We start from the raw sequence: 22,560 nt of genomic DNA, 5'->3' as shown, positions 1-22,560 counted from the left end.
GGGGTCCCTTGAAATCAATGCAGCGACGGCTTCTCGGCCGGCGCTTCAGGTTTGGCAAACTCGCTGAACAACAGCAATGGCGCCACGCGCAGGTATTCCATGACTTCCATATAGTCACTTTCACCCTCCTCGGATTCCTCCAAGGCGTTTTGCACCTGGGCGATTGCCGACAGGTCTTGCAAGACTTCCATTGCTTCAGTGCTGAGCGCGGTGTCGCCGGCAACCAGGCCGAAACCACCAAGGAAGCCCTGGCACCACTGGCCAAGGGCAGCGGCACGCTCGCTCAGGGGCGCATCATCGGATGGCAACAACAAGACCACGGTAACCTCGCTACCGGTCAGCTCGGCCTTGACCATTTCCTGCAGGCCAATCAGCGCCTGGCGCACGTTATCAACAGGCGCAGCACCGAGCAGCTCGGCGGCATCGACCATCCAGCTGTCGACCTCGAAACCGGCGCCGGCACAGCTGCGGCCCAGCAGCAAGCCGTGGAGTTCAGCAGGAGAAATAGAAAAACCGTTGCTGGTCAGCAAGGCGGCGAATGCAGAATAGGGAGAACTAGAAGTTGGCATAGATTACTAGGCGCCAGACAGCGCAATCACTAGAATAGAGGCTTGGTATCCTAGCATTGGCAGGCACGCCAAGACCATCGACGCTACGCCAGTAGGCAACCAAATTGCTGATCGGCAGTCTCAAGCTGGCAGCCTGAAGGATATTGCAACTGCCGACCAAGGTCTGCAGGATGACCACCGCGTCGTATATTGGCACATGCAGTTTGACCCCGAAGCGCATCACGCCTATATCCTAAGTGACGAAATGCTCTAGTCATATATCAATCCCTGCCCTAGCGAGACCCCATGGAAGACGCCGATTTGCAAGCCCTGACGAGTAAACTGGAGCTACTTGTCCAGCGTGTCGAGCAGCTCAAGGCCCAGAACAAAATACTGATTGCACACGAGCAAGCATGGCGCGGGGAGCGCGCTCATCTGATTGAAAAGAACGAATTGGCCCGGCACAAGGTCGAATCAATGATTTCGCGCCTTAAAGCCCTGGAGCAGGACTCATGACACAGTCGAATACCGTAAACGTTCAGATCCTCGATAAAGAATATTGCATCAACTGCCCGCAGAACGAACGCGCCAACTTAGAGGGCGCCGCGCGCTATCTGGACGCCAAAATGCGTGAGATCCGCAGTAGCGGCAAAGTCATCGGCGCCGACCGCGTGGCGGTGATGGCGGCACTGAATATCACCCACGAGTTGCTGCACAAGCAGAACGACCTGGATCAGCAGACTTCATCAACCCGCGAACAGGTACGAGACCTGCTGCAAAGGGTCGATAATGCACTGGCCGATGATGTCGGTGGTCAGCCGGGCTGATCAAAGCGCTGCTTTCAGGTATACTGGCCCCCGCTCCCTGAAGTGTGCGCCAGTTGGTCATGTCCCTGAGCCGATACGCACAACCCCGGGGGTTGCAAGCTGGGGCCGGTGTGCATGTCCGCTCGACGGAAAGCCTTAACGCCTCCTTCAACCTCCACCTTGAACTTTCGGGTTCAAGGGCTACACCGACAGCGGCATGTCGGGGAGTCACTCAATTCATGCGTGTTGCCTGCCTTGGCAGCACGCGATCTTGCAGATGTTCGCGATGCTCGATCCAGCCCTCCTCAGTCGCGCCCAGTTACGCCGGACATTACGTCAGGCGCGGCGCCAGCTCTCGCCTTGCGAGCAACGCCGCGCGGCACGCAACCTGTATAGGCAACTGGCGCAGCATCCGGTCTTCCGTCGCGCCAGGCACATCGCCCTGTATCTGCCAAATGACGGCGAGATAGATCCGCAACTGTTGCTGCGCGCCGCCCAGAGACGCGGCAAAGCCACTTACCTGCCGGTGCTCAATGCCTGGCCGCGCACCAAAATGGTGTTTCAGCGCATTCACCCGACAGATAAATTGCGAGCCAATCGTTTCGGAATACCCGAGCCAAGCGCCAATCCAGCACTGCAACGCAAAGTCTGGGCACTCGATTTGATCCTGCTGCCGCTGGTCGGCTTTGATAGCGAAGGCGGACGCCTCGGCATGGGTGGCGGCTTCTATGATCGCAGCCTGGCTTACCGGGCAAGGCGCAAGAATTGTCACAAACCGACACTTCTCGGTCTCGCCCATGAATGCCAACAGGTCAAAAGACTGGCCGTGGCCAGCTGGGATGTGCCGCTTAACGCGACTGTAACGGATCGGAAGTGGTACTGAACAGCGACACTAAAATCTTCCATTGAGTTGCGCTGCGTCCTGCAGCGCCTTTCAACTATGACTGCTGCGACTCACTCACTGCAGTATCAGCCTGACGATCCCACAGGCTCTGTGTATAACCGGTTGTAACCACGCCCAAACTGAACAGAATCACCAACACCCACAATAAATCTGGTTTACGTCTCATTGAATGCCTCCCCCTTTGAGGCAATCTGCGCACGGTGTTACCGGCGGCATTTTTTTTATAGATCCAGCAACTACCAAACCCACAAAAGCGCTGGCATTGTGGGCTTGTGCTTAGCGCTCGGCAATTGCAAGTGCCCAACGGTCAACTGTTGGGCGTCTTACAACCCGAGCCCCTGCAATTTACCGCTGTGCAGGTATCCTTAAAGAGTTAAGGACTAAATTGATGGAGCAAAGTTCATGCCCAATTGGCTGATGAAATCAGAACCGGACGAATTCTCAATTCATGACCTGCAGCGCTTAACGGTTGCGCGCTGGGATGGGGTGCGTAATTATCAAGCACGCAACTTTATGCGCAGCATGAAAACCGGGGATCTATTCTTTTTCTACCACTCAAGTTGCCCACAACCCGGCATTGCAGGCATCGCTCGCATCAACCGCGAGGCTTACCCCGACCCAACCGCACTTGATGATAAAAGCCATTACTTTGATGCAAAAGCCACTGCCGAGAAGAATCCATGGAGCGCCGTCGACATCGAATTCGTAGAAGCCTTCAAGCAGGTTATCAGCCTCGCCGACCTCAAGGCACAGCACGGCCTACTGGAGTTGCCGCTTGTGCAAAAAGGTAGCCGCCTTTCCGTCATGCCGGTGTCGGATGCTCACTGGCAAACAATCATGCAAATGCGCCCAGCCACCAAAAACTAGGGACGCGCCCGACTTGTAGACTGTGGTGCGACTCGCTGCTCAAGCCCAATAACAAGACGACCCACTATCAATACAACGGACTCAGCCATATGGCGCAACGCCTGCCACAGACATGGATTGCTCGATTTGCACTGGCAGTGCTCTTAAGTGGCCTTTATTTTGCCAGCCTGACCGTTTGGCAGCAGATGGTTAAGGATCAGCAAAAATCCATCGCCGAGCGCGTCGACTTTCAGGCCAGGGATCTCGCAAGACGGTTGCAAAGCAGCCTGCATGACCAGGTTGATGACCTGCATCGCATCGCACAACTCTGGAACCACCGTGGGCGTATCCCGCAAGATGAATGGCTGCTTGAAAGCCAGTTTTGCCTGGACCACTTCAAGGCCTACCAATCGATTCAGTGGCTCGGCCCGGACCTGCACATGCGCTGGCTGGTGCCCACTACCGGCAACGAAGCGGCGCTCGACTTCGTCCTCAAGCCCGATCACCCCAATTACCCGCTTGCATTACGCGCCCGGGATACCGGCACAGCCCAGTTCTCAAACAGCTTCGCCCTGGTTCAGGGTGGGCGCGGCTTTGTCTTGTACACCCCGCTTTATATAAAAAACGGGCAAGGCCAGCGAGTGTTCGATGGCTTTATCCAGGGCGTATTCAAGGTCGAACAGCTCATGGACCAGTTGCTATCAGAAGTGGATCGCGATTATTTCAGCGCCTACCTGATGGAAAACGGCAAGCCCATCTACAGCCGCGAACAACCCAGCACAGAGGCTGGCTTTGAACAGGTCATTGCCCTGCACCTGCTCAATAACCGAAATTTCTCTATCATCCTGAAACCCAGCCAGAAACTGCTGGATGAACTGCGCTCGCCATTGCCGACCTTTGTCCTCAGCGCCAGCCTGATCATCAGCACCTTGCTGGTTGCCGCCTTGGCACTGGTACTGCAAAGCCATCAGCGCGCTACCGACTTGCAACGCATCAACCGCCGTCTCAACCGGGAAATATCGCAGCGCGAACACATCGAGAACGTGCTTATCGAGAGTCGCGAACGCTTGCAGCTGGTCATCGACCTGACCGACTCCAGCACCGACGGCTTGTTTATTGTTAATCCGCATAGCCGCGAAATCCTTTACATGAACCATGCGACCTATCGCTCGCTTGGCTATGACGCGCAGCTGTTCAGCCAGTTATTCAAAGATAACCCCGACAGCCTGCTGCCCGGCTATGAGAACTGGCTCGGAGAGGTGCGTAAATCCCTGGGCGGGAATGTGTCACAGCACCAATTGCTCAGGCGCGATGGCAGCACTCAACCGGCTGAAATCAGCGCACAACTGGTGGTGATCAATGACCACGAATACCTGATCTGCGTGTCGCGCGACAACAGTGAGCGCCTGAAATTTGAAGCACAGCTGCAAACCCTGTCGCAGCAGGATGGCTTAACCGGCCTGTTCAACCGGCGCTACTTTGACAGCCAACTGGCGAGTGAGTGGCGACGCCTGCAACGCACGGGCGCGCCGCTGACCTTGATGATGCTCGATATCGACTACTTCAAGGCCTATAACGATCAGCGCGGCCACCTGGCAGGAGATGACGCCTTGCGCAAGGTTGCCGAGATCATGCAAGACTGCCTGCAACGTGAAGGGGATTCAGCCTGTCGCTATGGCGGCGAAGAGTTCGCGATTATCCTGGCCAACACCAATGCCGAAGGCGCCAGCCACATTGCCGCCCAACTTCACCAGAAACTGGATGAGGCCCGCATCAAGCACTTGCGCAGCCCCTTCGGCCGGCTGACCCTGAGCATTGGCATTGCCAGTATCAGCGCTGATGACGAAGACCTGCCGGACAGTCTTATCGAGCGCAGTGACAAGGCGCTGTACCAGGCCAAGCGAGATGGACGCAACCGCACCTGTATCGCCAGCACAGCTGACTGAACAGGCACGGGCATTGGCGCGGCTACTGCTGCAAGATCAGGTTATTGAACAGCAAATCCTCAACCAAGGGCTCGCCTTCCTCCTGAGTCAGCACTTGCTGGACCTGCTTGAGCGCCTCTTCGCGCAATTTCTCTTTTGCATCTGGCGCACTCAAGTCCTGCTCGGTTTGCTGGGAAAACAGCATCACCAGTTGATTGCGAATCAAGGGTTCATGATGTGCCACCTTGGCTTCGGCCTCGGGCCCGGCCACCCGCAGCGACACATCCGCCTTGTAGAACTTCAGCTTGGGCCCGGAACCGAAGTTGCCCACCAACGCCGGCGTAAGGCTGATGTAGGCAACGGCAGGCGCCACGGCCTCGCCTTCGGCTTCAGCTTCTTCGGCCACGGCATGCAACGGCAGGATCAGGGCAATCAGTAATGCGAGTATGACTTTCACAGGACTCAGTCTCCGTAAGGGTTGTGCCAAGCATAGCGACTACGACGCCAGCCCCCAAGCACAATGCTTATGCTGCACCATTACAAGCAACCATGCTTGTTGACCAGCCTTATCGGCGCTCTACACTGCGGCTCATAACTTGAATAAGGATGCGCCCGATGAAAGCAGTGCTATGCAAAGCCTTTGGCCCGGCCGAGACGCTGGTTGTGGAAGAAACCACCAACCCCGAAGCGAAAAAGAACGAGGTGATCATTGACGTTCACTGCGCGGGCGTCAACTTCCCGGATACGCTCATCATCGAAGGCAAGTATCAGTTCAAGCCGCCCTTCCCGTTTTCTCCGGGCGGCGAAGCAGCCGGCGTGGTCAGTTCTGTTGGCGAAAAGGTCAGCCACCTGAAAGTCGGAGACCGGGTCATGGCGCTTACCGGCTGGGGCAGCTTTGCCGAACAAGTGGCAGTGCCCAGCTACAATGTGATGCCCGTCCCCAAGTCCATGGACTTTCCAAGTGCAGCCGCCTTCGGCATGACCTACGGAACCTCGATGCACGCCCTCAAGCAGCGCGCCAACCTGCAACCAGGGGAAACCCTGCTGGTTCTCGGTGCATCGGGCGGTGTGGGCCTGGCGGCCGTTGAAATCGGCAAGGCCATGGGCGCCAAGGTGATTGCGGCAGCCAGCAGCGCGGAAAAACTCGAAGTGGCTAAAGCCGCGGGCGCCGATGAACTGATCAATTACAGCGAAAGTAATCTCAAGGAAGAAGTCAAACGCCTGACCGGCGGCCAGGGAGCCGACGTCATCTACGATCCAGTCGGCGGTGACCTGTTTGACTTGGCGGTGCGCAGCATTGCCTGGAATGGTCGCTTGCTGGTGGTTGGCTTTGCCAGCGGACGCATTCCTGAAGTAGCGGTAAACCTGATGCTGCTCAAAGGCGCGGCGGTAGTCGGCGTGTTCTGGGGTTCATTCGCCCAGCGCCAGCCACAAGACAACCTGGCCAACTTCCAGCAACTCTTCGCCTGGCACACCGAAGGCAAACTCAAGCCGCTGGTTTCTGAAACCTTCCCCCTGGAAAAAGCCGCCGATGCGATCAACCTGCTCGGTCAGCGCAAGGCTGTTGGGAAGGTCGTGGTTCAGGTTCGCTAGGCAACGCTGCAGCCTTCATCCTCGGGTGAAGGCTGCACGGCTTATCGGGCCAAGAATGCGGCTCAGCTAATCACGCGGCGCATAGGCGAAGACGTCGGCACGCATCTGGTGTGCATCCATGCCTGCATCAACCAAGGCATCGAGCGTGCCATAGACCATTGGCGGCGAGCCGCTGGCATAGACGTGCAGCGGTTTAAGATCACTGAAATCCTCACTGACCGCCTCATGCAGCAAACCACAGCGGCCCTGCCAACCACACTGATCACTGACAACCTTATGCAGGGTCAGGTTTTCCAGCTTTTGCCAGTCGGCCCAGTGCGGTAAATCATAGAAATCATCCGGGTTGCGTGCGCCCCAGTACAAATGCACGGGGTATTTAAAGCCCGCCTGGCGACAATGCTCGATCAAACTGTGCATCTGCGCCATGCCTGTGCCTGCGGCGATCAATACCAAGGGCCCATCAGGCAACTCGGCCAGGTGGGTGTCGCCAAACGGCAATTGCACGCGGACGAATCCCTGCTGTTGCAAGCGCTTGATCAGCGCCTGGGTGTCATCGTCACGGGCCAGGATGTGCAGTTCAAGGCCGCGCCCGGCATGTGGCGCGGAAGCCAGGGAGAATGCCGTGTAGTCGTCCTCTGCGCGCTGCAACAGCAAGTACTGGCCGGCGTGATAACGGGGCAACTTGCCCGCCGGCGCACGCAGGCACAAGCGATAAACATCGCCACCCACCGCTGTACAGCTCACAATCTGGCAAGAAAACTCGCGCACCGGCAGCTCGCCTGGCGCCAGCACCCCATCCCAATGCAGGACGCAGTCCTCCAAGGGTTCGGCAAGGCAGGTGAATAATTCACCGTGATCGATCTCGCTGCCATTCTGGCTAACCCTGCCCTCAACCAGCAACGCCGCACAAATGTGGCAGTTGCCGTTGCGACAGCTCTGCGGACAGTCAAAGCCCTGGCGACGCGCCGCATCGAGAATAGGCTCGCCAGGCTGCACTTCGACCTCGGCGCCCGAGGGCTGCAAGATGACTTTCATAACCTGGCCCACATCAATCAATCCCTAACTCGGCCCACATGTCATCAACCTTACGCTTGACGGCATCATCCTGGACGATCGCCCTGCCCCACTCGCGCGTGGTCTCGCCCGGCCATTTGTTGGTTGCATCCAGGCCCATCTTCGACCCCAAGCCCGAAACGGGCGAGGCGAAGTCCAGGTAATCGATCGGTGTGTTCTCGATCATTACGGTATCCCGTGCCGGATCCATACGCGTGGTTATTGCCCAGATTACATCGTTCCAGTCACGGGCATTGACGTCATCATCGGTGACGATAACGAACTTGGTGTACATGAACTGGCGCAAAAACGACCAGACACCCAGCATTACGCGCTTGGCATGGCCCGGATACTGCTTTTTCATGGTCACCACCGCCATGCGGTAGGAACAGCCTTCGGGCGGCAGGTAGAAATCGGTGATTTCCGGAAACTGCTTTTGCAGGATAGGCACAAATACTTCATTGAGCGCCACGCCCAGGATCGCCGGCTCATCAGGTGGTCGACCGGTATAGGTGCTGTGATAGATCGGCTTTTGCCGCCGGGTGATGCGCTCCACCGTAAACACCGGGAAACGATCGACCTCGTTGTAATAACCGGTGTGATCGCCATAGGGGCCTTCATCGGCCATCTCGCCGGGATGGATCACCCCTTCAAGCACGATTTCAGCACTGGCCGGCACCTGCAGATCGCTGCCACGGGCCTTGACCAGCTCGGTCTTGTTACCGCGCAACAAGCCGGCAAAGGCGTATTCGGACAAACTGTCCGGAACCGGTGTCACGGCGCCAAGAATGGTCGCGGGGTCAGCCCCCAAGGCAACTGCTACCGGATAGGGACGATCCGGGTATTTCTGGCACCACTCGCGAAAATCCAGGGCACCACCGCGATGGCTGAGCCAACGCATAATGACCTTGTTGCGGCCAATGACTTGCTGGCGGTAGATGCCCAGGTTCTGGCGCTCTTTATTCGGCCCCTTGGTAATGGTCAGGCCCCAGGTGATCAGCGGGCCAACATCGCCTGGCCAGCAGGTCTGCACCGGCAGCTTGCTCAAGTCGACGTCATCGCCTTCCTCGATCACTTCCTGGCACGGCGCATCCTTGAGCACCTTGGGCGCCATCGACAGTACCTTGCGGTAGATCGGCAGCTTGTCCCAGGCATCTTTCAGGCCCTTGGGTGGCTCCGGCTCCTTGAGGAACGCGAGCAGCTTGCCAATTTCACGCAGCTCGCTGACGGCCTCGGCCCCCATGCCCAGGGCGACGCGCTGTGGCGTACCAAACAGGTTGCCGAGCACCGGCATATCGAACCCGGTCGGGTTCTCGAACAACAACGCAGGCCCGGCCTTGCGCAGGGTACGGTCACAAATTTCAGTCATTTCCAGCACCGGGGAAACCGGAGCCTGGATACGCTTGAGTTCGCCGCGCTTTTCCAAGCCGCTGATAAAGTCGCGCAAGTCGCGATACTGCATGCAGGAGCCTCGTGTCAGGCAGAGCCGTCGAAGCGCAAAGTTTAACGCCCCGCTGGGTTATTCAGAAGGCCAAAAGCCAATTCACACAAACACAAAAGCCGGGATCAGTACTGATTACCCGGCTTTTGTGAAATCTTGGAACGCAATAAGTCACTTGATCTAAGTACGACTCACCGCAAACCGCGACTGCGTACGCAAAGGTCAGGCAAGGCAGAAATTACCGAGGCCGCGCAGTGTACGAGCGGCCGAGGTAATTGCTAACGCAGCATCACCGCAGCACACACGGCCGCAAACCAATCACTTACGCTTCATGGACATGAAGAACTCGTCATTGGTCTTGGTCGCTTTAAGCTTGTCGATCAAGAATTCAATGGCGGCAATCTCATCCATCGGGTGCAGCAACTTACGCAGAATCCAGATGCGCTGCAGCTCGTCTTCGGCGGTCAGCAACTCTTCACGGCGGGTGCCGGAGCGGTTGATATTGATCGCAGGGAAAACGCGCTTTTCAGCGATACGGCGATCCAAAGGCAGCTCCATGTTGCCGGTACCTTTGAATTCTTCGTAAATCACTTCATCCATCTTCGAACCGGTTTCAACCAGCGCGGTGGCGAGGATGGTCAGCGAGCCGCCTTCTTCGATGTTACGCGCAGCGCCGAAGAAGCGCTTGGGCTTCTCCAGGGCATGGGCATCGACACCACCGGTCAATACCTTGCCAGAGCTTGGAATTACGGTGTTGTAGGCACGCGCCAGGCGAGTGATGGAGTCGAGCAGGATGACCACGTCTTTCTTGTGCTCAACCAGACGCTTGGCCTTCTCGATCACCATTTCAGCAACCTGCACGTGGCGGGTTGGCGGCTCATCGAAGGTCGAAGCAACCACTTCGCCGCGCACCGTGCGCTGCATTTCAGTCACTTCTTCCGGGCGCTCGTCGATCAGCAGGACGATCAGGTGGCACTCGGGGTTGTTACGCGTGATGTTGCTGGCAATGTTCTGCAGCATGATGGTCTTGCCCGCTTTTGGCGGTGCGACGATCAGGCCACGCTGGCCCTTGCCAATAGGGGCGCACAAGTCGATAACGCGACCGGTGATGTCCTCGGTGGAACCGTTACCGGCTTCCATGACCAGGCGCTTGTTGGGAAACAGCGGCGTCAGGTTTTCGAACAGAATTTTGTTCTTCGCGTTCTCTGGGCGATCGTAGTTGATCGTATCGACCTTGAGCAGTGCGAAGTAGCGCTCGCCTTCTTTGGGCGGGCGGATTTTACCGACGATGGTATCGCCAGTGCGCAAGTTGAAGCGGCGAATCTGGCTTGGCGAGACATAGATATCGTCTGGGCCAGCGAGATACGAGGCATCAGCAGAGCGGAGAAAGCCGAAACCGTCCTGGAGAATCTCCAGCACGCCATCACCGGAAATTTCTTCGCCGCCTTTGGAATGTCGTTTCAGTAGCGAGAAAATCACGTCCTGCTTGCGCGAGCGGGCCATGTTGTCTATGCCCATCTGTTCGGCCATTTCGAGCAGTTCAGTGATCGGCTTTTGCTTGAGTTCGGTCAGATTCATAGGAATGACGTAATCATTGTGAGGAGGGAAAATAAGCTATTAGCTTGGGAGGCCGCGCCGCACTGAAGGCGACTGGATCGCGAAGTGATTCAAAAAGGAATGCGTCGGCGACGGCTATGCAGGGGGCTGTATAGGAAATACAGCGAGGCCGAATGTAACATCGTGCAAACGCGCACGTCTAGCCTTAAAACACAAAAAAGCCCCGATATTTCGGGGCTTGCTCGCAAAACAGCTTAGATATTGCTGTCTAGGAATGCGGTCAGTTGCGACTTCGACAGTGCGCCGACCTTGGTCGCCTCAACATTGCCGTTCTTGAACAGCATCAGCGTTGGGATACCACGAACACCATACTTTGGCGGGGTTTCCTGGTTTTCGTCGATGTTCAGTTTGCAGACTTTCAGCTTGCCCTGGTAAGTCTGGGCAATCTCGTCAAGAACCGGCGCAATCATTTTGCACGGGCCACACCATTCAGCCCAGTAATCGACCAGAATAGCGCCTTCGGCCTGGATAACTTCCTGGTCAAAGCTTGCGTCGCTGACGTTGGTGATGAATTCGCTCATGGAAATCTCCGTGTTCGGAAGCAACAAAATTGGCAGACATCATAGCGCGGCTTTGCGGTCACAGCCAGAAAAGCACAATTGCGTTTTTCAATAACTCAATACAATTTCCGTATCGTACCGGCTGCAAAGCCTGGCTGCGGCACTGCCAGCGTAAAAAAACACTGCCTGGTGCCAAGGCGCTTGCGCGACTTGTAAAGATTTATTCAGATGCAACCGAAGGCCTTCGGCCGGCCTCTGCCTGCTTGGGCTCAAGCCCCTTATTGAACTGCAAAAATACTTGTTGCTGGCTGCTAGTCGTTGGCGTGACCGATTGATCGTGGCACGATGACCAAGTTAAGCATCGAGACCTCACATGCCATGCCAGAAAACGCTAACGAGTCATTCCCATTGATTGCCGCTATCGACCTTGGCTCAAACAGCTTCCATATGGTGTTAGCCAAAGCCGATCATGGCGAGATTCGTATCCTTGAGCGCCTTGGCGACAAGGTGCAACTTGCCGCGGGAATCAACGAAGAACGCATCCTCAATGACGAGGCCATGCAGCGTGGTATCGATTGCCTGCGACGCTTTGCCCAACTCACCGCAAGCCTGCCCCAGGGAGCGGTGCGCATCGTTGGCACCAATGCCCTGCGCGAAGCACGCAATAGCGCAGAATTTATCCAACGCGCCGAAGAGGTACTGGGCCATCCGGTTGAGGTTATTTCCGGGCGCGAAGAAGCCCGGTTGATCTACCTTGGCGTGTCGCACAGCATCGCCGACACACCTGGCAAGCGCCTGGTTGCCGACATTGGTGGCGGCAGCACTGAATTCATCATCGGCAAACGCTTTGAACCGCTGCTGCGAGAAAGCCTGCAGATGGGCTGCGTGAGTTATACCCAGCGCTTCTTCAAGGACGGCAAGATTAGCCAGGCGCGTTATGCCCAGGCTTATACAGCTGCTCGCCTTGAGTTGATGGGGATCGAGCACTCCCTGCGCCGCATCGGCTGGGAGGAGGCCGTAGGCGCCTCTGGCACTATCAAGGCAATTGGCTTGACTATCCAGGCAGCGGGCCTGGGCAAGGGCGAAGTCAACAGCGAAGGGCTGGCCTGGCTCAAGCGCAAGGTGCTCAAGCTTGGCGACGTTGACAAGCTTGATCTCGATGGGATCAAGGTGGATCGTCGCGGCATCTTCCCGGCTGGCCTGGCAATAATGGAAGCCATCTTCGATGCTTGCGAATTGAGCCGCATGACGCATTCAGAGGGTGCATTGCGTGAAGGCGTGCTCTATGACCTGCTCGGCCGCCATCAGCATGAAGATGTCCGCGAGCGCACCCTGAGCGCACTGATGGAACGCTATCACGTCGACCTTGAGCAAGCCGCCCGTGTCGAGTCCAAGGCCCTTGAGGCGTTGAGCCAGGTTGAAAAGGCCTGGTCGCTAAAAGAGGATTGGCACAAGGAGTTACTCTGCTGGGCCGCACGCGTCCACGAGCTGGGCCTGGACATTGCCCACTATCAGTACCACAAGCATGGCGCCTACCTGGTCGAGCATTCGGACCTGGCCGGTTTCTCCCGCATCGACCAGCAAATGCTGGCTTTGCTGGTACGCGGCCACAGACGCAACATTCCCAAGGACAAACTCGCTGAGTTCGGCAAAGAAGGCGTCAAGCTGATTCGCCTGTGCATACTGCTGCGCTTCGCGATCTTGTTCCACCACATCCGCAGCACCCAGGAAATGCCCAAGGTGGAGCTAAACGCCTCCGGGCAGAGCCTTGAATACCGCTTCCCCGATGGCTGGCTTGAAGCCAACCCCTTGACTCAGGCTGACTTCACCCAGGAAGCCGAATGGCTCAAGCGCGTCGGCATTGAGCTCAGCGTGCGCTAACCAGCGGTACTGTCAGCTTCTCAAGCAACCCGGCCTGCGCACTGCGTGGGTTCTGGTTGCCAGTGGGGCTGCTTTGCAGGTAGCGGCCGTCAGGCTGCAGTACCCAGCTGTGGGTATTGTCGCTGAGGTACATCTCCAGCTCTTTCTTGACCCGCATGATCAGCTTCTTGCCCTCGACCGGGAACGCTGTTTCCACGCGCTTATCGAGGTTGCGCTCCATCCAGTCGGCACTCGACAGGTAGATTTTCTCTTCGCCCTCATTGAGGAAGTAGAACACCCGCGTGTGCTCAAGGAAGCGCCCGATAATCGAGCGTACCTGGATGTTGTGCGACACACCCGGAATACCCGGACGCAGGCAGCACATGCCGCGCACCACCAGATCAATCTTGACCCCGCTCTGACTGGCTTTGTACAGGGCACGAATAATCTTCGGATCAGTCAGTGAGTTGAACTTGGCCATGATGTGCGCAGGCTTGCCTTCAGTGGCCAGCAAGGTCTCTTTGGCGATCATGTCGAGCAAGGTTTTTTTCAGGGTAAAGGGCGCATGCAGCAACTTCTTCATGCGCAGGGTTTTACCCATGCCGATCAACTGGCTGAACATTTTCGAGACGTCTTCACACAGGGCTACGTCGGCCGTCAGCAGGCTGTAATCGGTATAGAGACGGGCATTGCCGGCGTGGTAGTTACCTGTCCCCATATGCGCATAGCGCACGATATCGCCACTTTCACGGCGCAGGATCAGCATCATCTTGGCGTGCGTCTTGAATCCGACAACGCCGTAGATAACCACAGCGCCCGCAGCCTGCAAGCGACTCGCCAGTTGCAGGTTGGACTCCTCATCAAAGCGTGCGCGCAGCTCGATGACCGCAGTCACCTCCTTACCGTTACGCGCCGCTTCAACCAGGGCATCGACGATTTCCGAGTTGGCCCCCGAGCGATACAGGGTTTGCTTGATCGCCAGAACGTGCGGGTCCTTGGCGGCCTGGCGCAGCAGATCGACCACAGGTGTAAACGACTCGAACGGATGCAAGAGCAAAATATCTTGCTTGCTGATAACGCTGAAGATGTTGTCGCTGTTTTGCAGCAACTTGGGAATAACCGGGGTAAAGGGCGTGTATTGCAGCTCCGGATGGCTTTCCAGGCCAGTGACGCTGAACAGTCGCGTCAGGTTTACCGGGCCGCCGACACGGTACAACTCGCTCTCGGCCAGGCCGAACTGCTTGAGCAAATAGTCGCTGAGGTTTTTCGGGCAGGTATCGACCACCTCAAGGCGCACCGCATCACCATAACGACGCGAGAACAACTCGCCGCGCAAGGCGCGCGCCAGGTCTTCGACATCCTCGGTATCCACCGACAGGTCAGCGTTACGGGTGAGACGGAACTGATAGCAACCCTTGACCTTCATGCCCACGAACAAGTCATCGGCATGGGCGTGGATCATCGAGGACAGAAACACGTAGTTATCGCCCGCGCCGCCCACTTCTTCCGGCACGCGGATAATGCGTGGCAGCAAGCGTGGGGCAGGAATAATCGCCAGACCCGAGTCGCGACCGAAGGCATCAACGCCTTCAAGCTCGACGATAAAGTTCAGGCTCTTGTTGACCAACAACGGAAAGGGGTGCGTGGGATCGAGCCCGATCGGGGTAATAATCGGCGCAATTTCATCGCGGAAATAGCGCCGTACCCAGGCCTTGATCTTGGTGTTCCAGTGCCGACGACGGATAAAGCGTACATTGTGCTTTTCCAGTGCCGGCAACAGCGTTTCATTCAAAATGCTGTACTGGCGCGTGACTTGCTCATGCACCAGCTCAGAAATACGTGCCAAGGCTTGATGCGGCTGCAAGCCATCGGCAGCCGCCTGCTCACGGGCAAAAGTGATCTGTTTTTTCAGGCCCGCAACACGAATCTCGAAGAATTCATCCAGATTGCTGGAGAAAATCAGCAGGAACTTCAGGCGCTCCAGCAATGGGTATGACTCATCCAGCGCCTGCTCAAGCACACGGATATTGAATTGCAGCTGCGACAGCTCGCGATGGATGTACAGGCTGCTGTCATCCAGGCTCGGCACCACCATTGGCGGAGCTGGATGGGCCTCTGCAACAACAGCCGCAGGTGGCGTCTCAACAACTTCTACCGGCGTTTGAGCCGCTGGCGCTTCGGTTTGCAATTCAGTCAATCCTTCGGTGTTCATTACGGGGTTCCTGGGGACTATTGCCCTTGTTTTAGCAGTTCGGCCGCACGCACGGCAAAGTAAGTCAGGATACCGTCGGCACCTGCACGTTTGAAGCCGGTCAGCGACTCCAGGATGACCGCTTCGCTGAGCCAGCCATTCTGGATGGCTGCCATGTGCATGGCGTACTCGCCACTGACCTGGTAGGCGAAGGTCGGCACTTTGAACTCCTGTTTGACGCGCCAGACGATGTCGAGGTATGGCATGCCGGGCTTGACCATGACCATGTCCGCGCCTTCAGCCAGGTCAGCCGCCACTTCGTGCAGGGCTTCATCGCCGTTGGCGGGGTCCATCTGGTAGGTGTTCTTGCTGCCTTTGCCCAAGTTTGCCGCTGAGCCGACGGCATCGCGGAACGGGCCGTAATAAGCGCTGGCGTACTTGGCCGAGTAAGCCATGATCCGCACATTGGTGTGATCGGCCAGCTCCAGCGCTTCACGGATCGCCTGGATACGACCGTCCATCATGTCCGAAGGCGCCACAACCTGGGCGCCGGCCTCAGCGTGCGACAACGCCTGCTTGACCAGGGCATCGACGGTAATGTCGTTTTGCACATAGCCGTCTGCATCGAGGATACCGTCCTGGCCATGGGTGGTGAACGGGTCCAGGGCCACATCGCTGATCACCCCCAGCTCCGGGAAGCGCTCACGCAATGCGCGAATGGCGCGCTGGGCAATACCATCCGGATTCCAGGCCTCGCAGCCATCGAGGGTTTTCTTCTCAACCGCAGTGACCGGAAACAAGGCCAGCGCCGGGATGCCCAGTTCAACCCACTTCTGCGCCTCTTGCAGCAGCAGATCGATACTCAGGCGCTCGACACCCGGCATGGATGGAATGGCTTCGCGGCGATTGTCACCATCGAGCACAAATACCGGCAGAATCAGGTCATCAACACTCAGGCGATTCTCGCGAACCAGACGTCTGGAAAATTCATCACGACGGTTACGGCGCAGGCGTGTGGCGGGAAACAGACGATTGGCAGGGGTAAAGCTCACGACAGACTCCATAGCCCGTAGCAACGGGCGAGTGTGACAGTTATAAACGAACATTATGACCAATTAATGACAGTCTTCAGCGAGCTGCGACTGCGCGTCGCACTTGGCGACACGGCAGCGGTATCGAGCCTGTCAAACCGGGCTTGGCAGGTCCCGGCCATCAATCAAGCGGATTATTGTGACCCTCCAGCAACGCGCCGTCGAGCACAGGGTCAATGGAAGGAGTAATCTATACGGCTTCATGCCTGAGGCACCTGGATGTTTGAAAACCTGCTCCATCAATTCGGTTATCTCGCGCTGGTTCTGGGCACCTTTGTCGAAGGCGAGGCCACGGTACTGCTCGGCGCGTATTTTGCCCTGCAAGGCTACCTGAAGATTGAGTGGGTGGCGTTTTTTGCGTTCTGCGGCACCTTGGCGACTGACCAATGGTGGTACTTCCTCGGCCGTCGGCACGGTCGCCGGATTCTGGCAAAGAAACCCAGCTGGCAGGCAGCGGGCGACAAAGCCCTGCATCATTTACGACGCAACACAGATCTGTGGGTTTTGTGTTTTCGCTTCATCTATGGCATGCGCATGGTCATGCCGATCGCCATTGGCATGACCGGTTACTCATGGCGACGCTATCTATTGCTGGACAGCATTGCCGTCGCGGTCTGGTCCATAGGCATCAGCTACGCGGCATATCACCTGGGCAGTGCGTTGCAGTCGGTGCTCGGCGATCTGCGCCGCTATGAGTTCTATGTGTTGGGAACTCTCGCCGTGCTCGGCTTGGGCCTGTGGTTGTACCGACTGCGCAAGGCACGCAATAAGCCAGCACAGGCCCAAGTCACTGGCGAAGATCATTCAAACAACTGATCCACAGCACTCAATTCAAGCCGCGACCGGTTGATTGCCCCGCCGCTCAGCCACCAGTGCCACACAACTCATGGCGCTGTAGACCGCCAGGAGCAGCCAGGCCAGGCCATTCATATGGACCATACCTTGCAAGTCCGCCAACCATAGCAGTGGCAGATTGAGCACCAGCCTCAGCAGTTCAATGCGCGTCGCCCAGTCACGGTTCTCCAGCCACATGCCAATGCAATAAAGGCCAAAGCCAACCCAGAGGCACCCAGCCAGTAGCGCCGCCACACTCAGTTGCCCGGCATTGGCCATGAGGTAACTACCACCGAGCACGTAAAGGCTAAATTGCAGTACGGCATAGACCTTGCGATAAAGGCTCAGCGGCACATCGAACTTCACAAACTGGCTCAGGTCAGGCTTGGCTTGCGGGTATGCGGCGGCCACATCGGCCGGGCGCCAGCCAGTGCGCATAAACCATATGCGTAGCTTGTCCCAAGGGGATGAAGTGCGCTTGGCGTCTTGCCACAGCGCCGCATACACCTGCAAATTGGCCCACAATGGATTCCAACTGGCCAGCGGCGTGGTCACCCCAAATATCACTGGATGCTCGTCGAGCTCCTCCTGGAATGAACCAAACAAACGGTCCCAGAGGATAAATACCCCGCCGTAGTTACGGTCCATGTAGATCTGGTTTTGCGCGTGGTGGACCCGGTGGTTGGATGGCGTGATAAAAACCCACTCGAACCAGCCCAGCTTGGGGATGTGCCGCGTGTGCACCCAGAACTGATAAAGCAGATTCAGCGAAGCCACCGCCAGGAACACCATTGGCGGCACCCCGACCAGCGCCATTGGCAGGTAGAAGATCCAGCCGAAGATAAATCCCGTGCTGGTCTGGCGCAAAGCGGTGGTGAGGTTGTACTCCTCGCTCTGGTGATGCACCGAATGTGCAGCCCAGAGCACGCTGCGCTCATGACCCAGGCGATGGTTCCAGTAGTAGCAAAAGTCATACATCACAAAGGCAAACAGCCACACCCAAAGGCTGTCCGCCGCCAGTTCAAGCTGGCCAAAATGCTCCCAGGCAAGGGTGTAGGTGAGCAGCCCAACCACCTTGGTCACCAAGCCAACCGTGGTCGACAGCACTCCAGCGCTCATGCTGTTGATCGAATCAGACAGGTTATAGGTCCTGACGCCTCGCCATTTATCCGCCAATAGCTCAAGGGCGATCAGCACAAAGAAGAATGGCACTGCATAGAGGATGTAATTCATATCTCAGCCGTATCGTTATGGTTATTCTGGCGCTACGCTCAAAGCAAGTTAAAGCATAGTCCAGGCACGTCCCTGGTTCGCGGCCGAACAAGCCAAATTCAGTGGCGGATGACGCCAGGCAAACCGCGCCAGGACACTTGCAGATAGGCAATTGAGCTGATTGAGACGGGCATGGCCAAATGCAACAATTGGGCTGAACCAGAGTCAAAGCTAGCAAGTGCGCTTGCCTGGCACCGCAACACCCGCCATACAATCAATATCAATCCTTGGGGCGCCGGCCCACATTGAGACACAACGTCCATGGTGCCTGCCGGCATAGCGCAATTAGGAGTACTCAATGAATAAAAAAGTAGCAGTGATTCTTTCCGGGTGCGGCGTGTATGACGGCGCGGAAATCCATGAAAGCGTAATCACCTTGTTGCGGCTCGACCAACGCGGCGCGCAGGTTCAGTGCTTCGCCCCGGACATCCCGCAACTGCATGTGGTTGATCACCTGACGGGGGACGAAACCAGTGAAACCCGTAACGTGCTGGTTGAGTCGGCGCGCATTGCCCGTGGCGAAGTCAAGAATGTCCATGAACTCAGCGCTGACAACTTCGACGCCCTGATCATTCCTGGTGGTTTTGGCGCGGCGAAAAACCTGTCTGACTTTGCCATTGCCGGTGCCAACTGCAAGGTACAACCCGATGTATTGAAGGCCGTGCAAAGCTTTGTCGCGGCGAAAAAACCCATCGGCCTGATGTGTATTGCCCCGGCCATGGCTGCGCGTTTTTTCGGCGAAGGTGTCAACTGCACCATAGGCAACGACCCGGACACCGCCAGCGCGCTGACAGCCATGGGCGCCATACATCACGAATGCGAGGTCAGTGAGGTGTTTGAGGACTCCACGCGCAAGCTGGTGACAACGCCAGCCTACATGCTTGCCCAATCGATCAGCGAAGCCGCCTCCGGCATCTACAAGCTGGTAGATCGGGTGTTGGAGATGGCCCAGGCCTGAAGCTCCAAACAGCGCAGGCCTTTTGTGCCAATAGTCACCGCACACCCGCCGAGCCTCTAGCCAGCGCATCGATAGTGCGGCAGCGTAAGCGATATATTCGCCTACGTGAGCCGCCAATGCCCGAACCCACCTTTGAAATGACCGATGAACTGCAGCAAGCGGTCAGAAGCTTTTTCCAGCGCATTCCCTTCAACAATGTAATTGGCATTGAGGTTGATCAACTTGCGCCAGAGCAGGTGCTCATGAGTTTTGCCATGAAGGATGAACTGATAGGCAATTTCATCCACGGCATCCTGCATGGCGGCGTTATTTCTTCAGTCCTGGATGTCGCTGGTGGCGCAATGGCCCTGATTGGCGCCTTTGAACGGCATCAGCACCTTTCAAGCAGCGAGCGAATGAATCGCCTTTCCAAACTGGGAACCATCGACTTGCGGGTTGACTATCTTCGCCCGGGACGTGGCCAGCGCTTTGTCGCCAGCGCGGTGCTACTGCGCTCCGGTAACAAGGTCGCCGTAGTGCGCAGTGAACTGCACAGCGATGACGGCACCTTGATTGCGGTCGGCACCGGCACCTATCTCTGTGGATGAACCTGATTCGACCACGGCAGCCCAGATTATTCAGGTACGAGCTAAACGCGTCAGGATACGATCGAGGCTATTGGCGAACTGCTGGCGGTCCTTATCCGAATAAGCCCCCTGCCCGCCGCCCACCTGGCCTTGCTCACGCAGGTCGGTGAACAGATTACGCACCGCCAGGCGCTCGCCCATGTTGCGCTCGTCAAACTCCTTGCCGCGCGGGTCGAGTGCAGCGACGCCTTTCTTGACCAGTCGATCGGCCAGGGGCACATCGCTGCAGATCACCAGCTCGCCGGGCACGGCATGCTCCACCAGGTAATCATCCGCCGCATCCGGACCACTTGGCACCACGATCAGGCGCACACAGGCAAAGTTCGGTCGCGGCTGCGCTTGCCCGGCAACCAACACCAGCTCGAAACCGCGCTTCAAGGCAAACTTGACGACTTGGTCGCGCGCGGCGCGCGGGCAGGCATCTGCATCTATCCATACACGGGTCATGCCGGGCGTCCTGTTGGGTTAGCGGCGAGCACAATCGCAAGCCAGGTTTCGCTACTTAGTACCAAGCGCTGCACGCTGACGCTCAGCCAACCAGCTGCGACCGTAGAGCACAACGATCGCAATCAGCGCAAATGCTTGCGCACCGAGGCTATAGGCGTCTGGATGGATACCCAGCCAATCAAACTCGAAGAAACTGACTGGACGCGTACCCAACACACCGGCTTCCTGCAAGGCGGCAACACCATGACCAGCAAATACCACAGAAAGCACGCACAGCAGTATCGCATTGAGGGTGAAGAAGGTCGCCAACGGCAGTTTGCGTGAGCCGCGCAGGATGATCCAGGCCACTCCCAACAGCAGCACCAGGGCAACACCGGCCCCGGCAAAGACCATGTTGTGGCCTTCCGGGCCGGCCTGCAGCCACAGGGTTTCGTAGAACAGAATCACTTCAAACAACTCGCGGTAAACCGAGAAAAACGCCAGCAAGGCAAAACCGAAACGGCCACCGCCGCTAACCAGGCTACTGCTGATGTAGTTCTGCCACGCAGCGGCATGCCGACGATCATGCATCCACACTCCCAACCACAGCACCATGACACTGGCGAACAGCGCCGTCGCACCTTCGAGCAACTCACGCTGCGCGCCACTGACATCAATCAAGTAGGCCGCCAAGGCCCAGGTACCGATACCCGCCAGGATCGCCAACCCCCAGCCGAGGTGAACGCTACGCACGGTTTTTTCCTGGCCGGTATTGCGCAAGAATGCCAGGATCGCGGCCAGCACCAAGATGGCCTCGAGGCCTTCACGCAGCAAGATGAGCAAGCTGGAGATAAAGGTCAGCGAGGCCGACATGCCATGGTCGCTATCGAGCAATGCCGCGGACTTGTCCAGCTCAACCTTGGCTTGTTCGAGACGCTGCGCCGCCTGACCTACGGACAGGTTGTCCTGCAGCGCCTGACGATAGGCCATCAGCGAACGCTCGGTCGTCTTGCGCTGCCCAGAATCAATATTGTCCAGGGCACTCTCGACCAGCTCGAAGCCTTCGAGGTAGGCGCCTACGGAAAGGTCATAGGCCTGTTCCTGATCACCATCGCGATAGGCTTTGAGGCTTTTTTCCAGGGTTTGCGCGGTATGGGCGATCAACTGCGCCGCCCCGCGCTGCTCAATCGCAGGCGCAGCACGCTGTGCACGGAACAAGGCAGCAGCGTCCTTGCCCTTGGCTGATTCGATTTCAGCAGGGGTTTGCGCAGCCAGGCTGGCGATCCCAAACGAATCCCCCTTGAGCGATGTGTCTGCGGTAAAGCTGGCGATATAGCTGGCCAGGTCCCAGCGCTGGCGATCATCGAGCTGATCTGCAAATCCCACCATGTCGGTACCCTCTACCCCCAAGCCAATGGTGTTGTAGATGTCATACAGACTCAGGTGATCAAGACGTGCCGCGTTACGCAGGTTTGCCGGTGGCGGCTCAAGACCAACCCCGGCCGGGCCATCGCCAGCACCTGTAGCACCGTGACACACTGAACAGTTCTGTGCGTACAGAGGCTCGCCGCGTGCCGGATCGGGCGTAATCGATGGCGCCTGGCTCACCTCATAGGCGCTTGCCAACAAGGCTGCCAGTTGCCGCGCTTGCAGCGACACAACAGCGCCTTCGTCACGCTGTTCAACCTTTTTGCGCAAGCTGGCGACACCCGCCTCAAGTTGCTCGCGGCTGTCATTGGCGGGCAACGCCTGGATCAAGCCCTGAAGCACGCCAAGAAATTCCAGTTGCTCACGGTATTCCCCCGCGTCAACAACTTCGCCATTGGCAACTGTGGCTGGGTAGTCCGCCCCTAGATACCCCAGCATGTGCAGGGCTTGGGCAGCCCCGTCGACAGGCTCGGCCACGACCGACAGGCTGCAAAGCGCCATCAATGGCAACAATAGCCAACTCAAAATACGACGTTGAACGTGCATATGGGACTCAATATCGAATACGAATGTATGTCGTTATATTGTCGACCTAGCCAGCACCTTCCTCAACCGGTGAATGCCTGTTGGTGGGTGACTAT

Annotated in this window: 22 protein-coding genes and 1 other RNA gene; 11 read left to right on the top strand and 12 right to left on the bottom strand. The window is 57.4% G+C overall.

Annotated elements, in window-relative coordinates; translation table 11 throughout:
- Positions 1-14: 14 nt before the first annotated feature.
- On the bottom strand, positions 15-569 hold the full coding sequence (locus CHB79_RS13360) for a YecA/YgfB family protein (RefSeq protein ID WP_089360262.1): 555 nt from the start codon (positions 567-569) through the stop codon (positions 15-17).
- Between the two features lie 285 nt (positions 570-854).
- Here CHB79_RS13360 and CHB79_RS13350 point away from each other — a divergent pair, with 285 nt between their 5' ends.
- The 4 genes from CHB79_RS13350 (at position 855) to CHB79_RS13335 (ending at position 2,237) form a co-directional block, all read left to right on the top strand.
- On the top strand, positions 855-1,064 hold the full coding sequence (locus CHB79_RS13350; protein ID WP_010489360.1) for a TIGR02449 family protein: 210 nt from the start codon (positions 855-857) through the stop codon (positions 1,062-1,064).
- Positions 1,061-1,375: a cell division protein ZapA gene (locus CHB79_RS13345; protein WP_089360261.1), complete on the top strand. Its 315-nt coding sequence runs from the start codon at positions 1,061-1,063 to the stop codon at positions 1,373-1,375. The genes CHB79_RS13350 and CHB79_RS13345 overlap by 4 nt, the downstream gene beginning before the upstream one ends.
- A 31-nt stretch (positions 1,376-1,406) precedes the next feature.
- A non-coding RNA gene (gene ssrS, locus CHB79_RS13340) (6S RNA) lies at positions 1,407-1,585 on the top strand.
- 55 nt (positions 1,586-1,640) lie between these two features.
- Entirely contained in the window at positions 1,641-2,237 is a 597-nt protein-coding gene (locus CHB79_RS13335) for a 5-formyltetrahydrofolate cyclo-ligase (protein ID WP_089360374.1), read from the top strand.
- Between the two features lie 55 nt (positions 2,238-2,292).
- Here the strand turns inward: CHB79_RS13335 and CHB79_RS22310 are convergent, their stop codons facing one another.
- A complete protein-coding gene (locus tag CHB79_RS22310; RefSeq protein WP_274377991.1) occupies positions 2,293-2,424 on the bottom strand; it encodes a hypothetical protein in 132 nt (43 codons plus the stop codon).
- 236 nt (positions 2,425-2,660) lie between these two features.
- On the opposite strand from CHB79_RS22310, the gene CHB79_RS13330 reads away from it, so the two are divergent.
- Entirely contained in the window at positions 2,661-3,125 is a 465-nt protein-coding gene (locus CHB79_RS13330; RefSeq protein WP_089360260.1) for an EVE domain-containing protein, read from the top strand.
- A gap of 89 nt (positions 3,126-3,214) precedes the next feature.
- The gene (locus CHB79_RS13325) at positions 3,215-5,050 is read left to right on the top strand and encodes a sensor domain-containing diguanylate cyclase (protein WP_089360259.1); all 1,836 of its coding nucleotides are present in this window, start codon (positions 3,215-3,217) and stop codon (positions 5,048-5,050) included.
- Positions 5,051-5,072: 22 nt separating this feature from the next.
- Here CHB79_RS13325 and CHB79_RS13320 read toward each other — a convergent pair whose 3' ends face one another.
- The gene (locus tag CHB79_RS13320) at positions 5,073-5,486 is read right to left on the bottom strand and encodes a flagellar basal body-associated FliL family protein (RefSeq protein WP_089360258.1); all 414 of its coding nucleotides are present in this window, start codon (positions 5,484-5,486) and stop codon (positions 5,073-5,075) included.
- A 158-nt stretch (positions 5,487-5,644) separates the two neighbouring features.
- Between CHB79_RS13320 and CHB79_RS13315 the strand changes: the two genes are divergently transcribed.
- Positions 5,645-6,622 carry an NADPH:quinone oxidoreductase family protein gene (locus CHB79_RS13315; RefSeq protein ID WP_089360257.1) on the top strand — a complete coding sequence of 326 codons (978 nt, stop codon included), beginning with the start codon at positions 5,645-5,647 and terminating at the stop codon, positions 6,620-6,622.
- A gap of 66 nt (positions 6,623-6,688) precedes the next feature.
- On the opposite strand, the gene CHB79_RS13310 is transcribed toward CHB79_RS13315, so the two are convergent.
- From CHB79_RS13310 to trxA, 4 genes are all read right to left on the bottom strand, one after another.
- The gene (locus CHB79_RS13310) at positions 6,689-7,657 is read right to left on the bottom strand and encodes a CDP-6-deoxy-delta-3,4-glucoseen reductase (protein ID WP_089360373.1); all 969 of its coding nucleotides are present in this window, start codon (positions 7,655-7,657) and stop codon (positions 6,689-6,691) included.
- A 13-nt stretch (positions 7,658-7,670) separates the two neighbouring features.
- Positions 7,671-9,137, bottom strand: coding sequence for a 4-hydroxy-3-polyprenylbenzoate decarboxylase (gene ubiD, locus CHB79_RS13305; RefSeq protein WP_089360256.1), 1,467 nt, complete (start codon positions 9,135-9,137; stop codon positions 7,671-7,673).
- A gap of 297 nt (positions 9,138-9,434) precedes the next feature.
- Positions 9,435-10,694: a transcription termination factor Rho gene (gene rho / locus CHB79_RS13300; RefSeq protein ID WP_089360255.1), complete on the bottom strand. Its 1,260-nt coding sequence runs from the start codon at positions 10,692-10,694 to the stop codon at positions 9,435-9,437.
- A gap of 233 nt (positions 10,695-10,927) precedes the next feature.
- The gene (gene trxA / locus CHB79_RS13295; protein ID WP_010489350.1) at positions 10,928-11,254 is read right to left on the bottom strand and encodes a thioredoxin TrxA; all 327 of its coding nucleotides are present in this window, start codon (positions 11,252-11,254) and stop codon (positions 10,928-10,930) included.
- Between the two features lie 357 nt (positions 11,255-11,611).
- Here trxA and ppx point away from each other — a divergent pair, with 357 nt between their 5' ends.
- The gene (gene ppx / locus CHB79_RS13285; protein ID WP_089360372.1) at positions 11,612-13,114 is read left to right on the top strand and encodes an exopolyphosphatase; all 1,503 of its coding nucleotides are present in this window, start codon (positions 11,612-11,614) and stop codon (positions 13,112-13,114) included.
- On the opposite strand, the gene ppk1 is transcribed toward ppx, so the two are convergent.
- Together ppk1 and hemB are read right to left on the bottom strand one after the other, a co-directional pair.
- Complete coding sequence (gene ppk1 / locus CHB79_RS13280; protein WP_089360253.1) at positions 13,101-15,305, bottom strand: polyphosphate kinase 1; 2,205 nt, start codon at positions 15,303-15,305, stop codon at positions 13,101-13,103. The genes ppx and ppk1 overlap by 14 nt on opposite strands.
- Positions 15,306-15,322: 17 nt before the next feature.
- Complete coding sequence (gene hemB, locus CHB79_RS13275) at positions 15,323-16,336, bottom strand: porphobilinogen synthase (protein ID WP_089360252.1); 1,014 nt, start codon at positions 16,334-16,336, stop codon at positions 15,323-15,325.
- 258 nt (positions 16,337-16,594) lie between these two features.
- Between hemB and CHB79_RS13270 the strand changes: the two genes are divergently transcribed.
- Entirely contained in the window at positions 16,595-17,191 is a 597-nt protein-coding gene (locus CHB79_RS13270; RefSeq protein ID WP_010489343.1) for a DedA family protein, read from the top strand.
- Between the two features lie 15 nt (positions 17,192-17,206).
- Here CHB79_RS13270 and CHB79_RS13265 read toward each other — a convergent pair whose 3' ends face one another.
- Complete coding sequence (locus CHB79_RS13265) at positions 17,207-18,442, bottom strand: sterol desaturase family protein (RefSeq protein ID WP_089360251.1); 1,236 nt, start codon at positions 18,440-18,442, stop codon at positions 17,207-17,209.
- A gap of 337 nt (positions 18,443-18,779) precedes the next feature.
- On the opposite strand from CHB79_RS13265, the gene elbB reads away from it, so the two are divergent.
- Together elbB and CHB79_RS13255 are read left to right on the top strand one after the other, a co-directional pair.
- Positions 18,780-19,439, top strand: coding sequence for an isoprenoid biosynthesis glyoxalase ElbB (gene elbB / locus CHB79_RS13260; protein WP_010489339.1), 660 nt, complete (start codon positions 18,780-18,782; stop codon positions 19,437-19,439).
- A gap of 116 nt (positions 19,440-19,555) precedes the next feature.
- Positions 19,556-20,026, top strand: coding sequence for a thioesterase family protein (locus CHB79_RS13255; protein WP_010489336.1), 471 nt, complete (start codon positions 19,556-19,558; stop codon positions 20,024-20,026).
- A gap of 30 nt (positions 20,027-20,056) precedes the next feature.
- Here CHB79_RS13255 and CHB79_RS13250 read toward each other — a convergent pair whose 3' ends face one another.
- Together CHB79_RS13250 and CHB79_RS13245 are read right to left on the bottom strand one after the other, a co-directional pair.
- Entirely contained in the window at positions 20,057-20,512 is a 456-nt protein-coding gene (locus CHB79_RS13250; protein ID WP_010489333.1) for a YaiI/YqxD family protein, read from the bottom strand.
- A gap of 51 nt (positions 20,513-20,563) precedes the next feature.
- Positions 20,564-22,465 carry a cytochrome c/FTR1 family iron permease gene (locus CHB79_RS13245; RefSeq protein ID WP_089360250.1) on the bottom strand — a complete coding sequence of 634 codons (1,902 nt, stop codon included), beginning with the start codon at positions 22,463-22,465 and terminating at the stop codon, positions 20,564-20,566.
- Between the last annotated feature and the right edge of the window lie 95 nt (positions 22,466-22,560).

This window comes from Pseudomonas segetis, from assembly GCF_900188155.1.
Lineage (GTDB): Bacteria > Pseudomonadota > Gammaproteobacteria > Pseudomonadales > Pseudomonadaceae > Aquipseudomonas > Aquipseudomonas segetis.
The sequence above is the reverse complement of the archived record's forward strand: the minus strand, read 5'-3'. Positions and strand labels throughout refer to the sequence as shown.

What these genes read in the sequence shown, in the direction of transcription:
- CHB79_RS13360 (WP_089360262.1), bottom strand. Translation starts at nt 569, where the DNA reads ATGCCAACTTCTAGTTCTCCCTATTCTGCATTCGCCGCCTTGCTGACC.
- CHB79_RS13350 (WP_010489360.1), top strand. Translation starts at nt 855, where the DNA reads ATGGAAGACGCCGATTTGCAAGCCCTGACGAGTAAACTGGAGCTACTT.
- CHB79_RS13345 (WP_089360261.1), top strand. Translation starts at nt 1,061, where the DNA reads ATGACACAGTCGAATACCGTAAACGTTCAGATCCTCGATAAAGAATAT.
- CHB79_RS13335 (WP_089360374.1), top strand. Translation starts at nt 1,641, where the DNA reads ATGCTCGATCCAGCCCTCCTCAGTCGCGCCCAGTTACGCCGGACATTA.
- CHB79_RS22310 (WP_274377991.1), bottom strand. Translation starts at nt 2,424, where the DNA reads ATGAGACGTAAACCAGATTTATTGTGGGTGTTGGTGATTCTGTTCAGT.
- CHB79_RS13330 (WP_089360260.1), top strand. Translation starts at nt 2,661, where the DNA reads ATGCCCAATTGGCTGATGAAATCAGAACCGGACGAATTCTCAATTCAT.
- CHB79_RS13325 (WP_089360259.1), top strand. Translation starts at nt 3,215, where the DNA reads ATGGCGCAACGCCTGCCACAGACATGGATTGCTCGATTTGCACTGGCA.
- CHB79_RS13315 (WP_089360257.1), top strand. Translation starts at nt 5,645, where the DNA reads ATGAAAGCAGTGCTATGCAAAGCCTTTGGCCCGGCCGAGACGCTGGTT.
- CHB79_RS13310 (WP_089360373.1), bottom strand. Translation starts at nt 7,657, where the DNA reads ATGAAAGTCATCTTGCAGCCCTCGGGCGCCGAGGTCGAAGTGCAGCCT.
- ubiD (WP_089360256.1), bottom strand. Translation starts at nt 9,137, where the DNA reads ATGCAGTATCGCGACTTGCGCGACTTTATCAGCGGCTTGGAAAAGCGC.
- rho (WP_089360255.1), bottom strand. Translation starts at nt 10,694, where the DNA reads ATGAATCTGACCGAACTCAAGCAAAAGCCGATCACTGAACTGCTCGAA.
- trxA (WP_010489350.1), bottom strand. Translation starts at nt 11,254, where the DNA reads ATGAGCGAATTCATCACCAACGTCAGCGACGCAAGCTTTGACCAGGAA.
- ppx (WP_089360372.1), top strand. Translation starts at nt 11,612, where the DNA reads ATGCCAGAAAACGCTAACGAGTCATTCCCATTGATTGCCGCTATCGAC.
- ppk1 (WP_089360253.1), bottom strand. Translation starts at nt 15,305, where the DNA reads ATGAACACCGAAGGATTGACTGAATTGCAAACCGAAGCGCCAGCGGCT.
- CHB79_RS13270 (WP_010489343.1), top strand. Translation starts at nt 16,595, where the DNA reads ATGTTTGAAAACCTGCTCCATCAATTCGGTTATCTCGCGCTGGTTCTG.
- CHB79_RS13265 (WP_089360251.1), bottom strand. Translation starts at nt 18,442, where the DNA reads ATGAATTACATCCTCTATGCAGTGCCATTCTTCTTTGTGCTGATCGCC.
- elbB (WP_010489339.1), top strand. Translation starts at nt 18,780, where the DNA reads ATGAATAAAAAAGTAGCAGTGATTCTTTCCGGGTGCGGCGTGTATGAC.
- CHB79_RS13255 (WP_010489336.1), top strand. Translation starts at nt 19,556, where the DNA reads ATGCCCGAACCCACCTTTGAAATGACCGATGAACTGCAGCAAGCGGTC.
- CHB79_RS13250 (WP_010489333.1), bottom strand. Translation starts at nt 20,512, where the DNA reads ATGACCCGTGTATGGATAGATGCAGATGCCTGCCCGCGCGCCGCGCGC.
- CHB79_RS13245 (WP_089360250.1), bottom strand. Translation starts at nt 22,465, where the DNA reads ATGCACGTTCAACGTCGTATTTTGAGTTGGCTATTGTTGCCATTGATG.